We start from the raw sequence: 828 nt of genomic DNA on the forward strand, positions 1-828 counted from the left end.
TACGCCGTGGGTCGATGTTTGATGTTATGGAGCAGCAACGATGTTACGCAGCAGGGCAGTCGCCCTAAAACAAAGTTAACCCAGGATGAGAACCTTGAAAGTATCATTGATGGCTGCGAAAGCGAAAAACGGCGTGATTGGTTGCGGTCCAGACATACCCTGGTCCGCGAAAGGGGAGCAGCTACTTTTTAAAGCATTGACCTACAATCAGTGGCTTCTGGTGGGTCGCAAGACGTTTGAATCTATGGGCGCACTCCCCAATAGGAAATACGCGGTCGTTACCCGCTCAGGTTGGACATCAAATGATGACAATGTAGTTGTATTTCAGTCAATCGAAGAGGCCATGGACAGGCTAGCTGAATTCACCGGTCACGTTATAGTGTCTGGTGGCGGAGAAATTTACCGAGAAACATTACCCATGGCCTCTACGCTCCACTTATCGACGATCGACATCGAGCCAGAGGGGGATGTTTTCTTCCCGAGTATTCCAAATACCTTCGAAGTTGTTTTTGAGCAACACTTTACTTCAAACATTAACTATTGCTATCAAATTTGGAAAAAGGGTTAACAAAGCTATGCAATCGACGGCAAAAAGCTTCGTTCGCTTCGCGCACTACGCCTTTTCCGCGATTGATAGCGACGTTATGTGAATATTGAAATGAGCATTCCAAAGAAAGGAAGTAGAAAAATTATCGTGGGCGAAAATGAGTTTTTGTGGCTCATTAGGTCAAAACTCACATATTCGCAGGACGGCACTGTTGCAAATAGTCGGTGGTGATAAACTTATCATCCCCTTTTGCTGATGGAGCTGCACATGAACCCATTCAA

At 45.8% G+C, this 828-nt stretch carries 1 protein-coding gene; it reads left to right on the forward strand.

Annotated features, from left to right (window positions below; translation table 11 throughout):
* Positions 1-94: 94 nt before the first annotated feature.
* Positions 95-568, forward strand: a complete 474-nt coding sequence (gene dfrA14, locus K5R89_RS27135) for a trimethoprim-resistant dihydrofolate reductase DfrA14 (RefSeq protein WP_004201280.1) — start codon at positions 95-97, stop codon at positions 566-568.
* The last annotated feature ends 260 nt before the right edge of the window (positions 569-828 follow it).

Source organism: Klebsiella sp. TF21-TM (genome assembly GCF_019753495.1).
Classification (GTDB): domain Bacteria; phylum Pseudomonadota; class Gammaproteobacteria; order Enterobacterales; family Enterobacteriaceae; genus Klebsiella; species Klebsiella quasipneumoniae.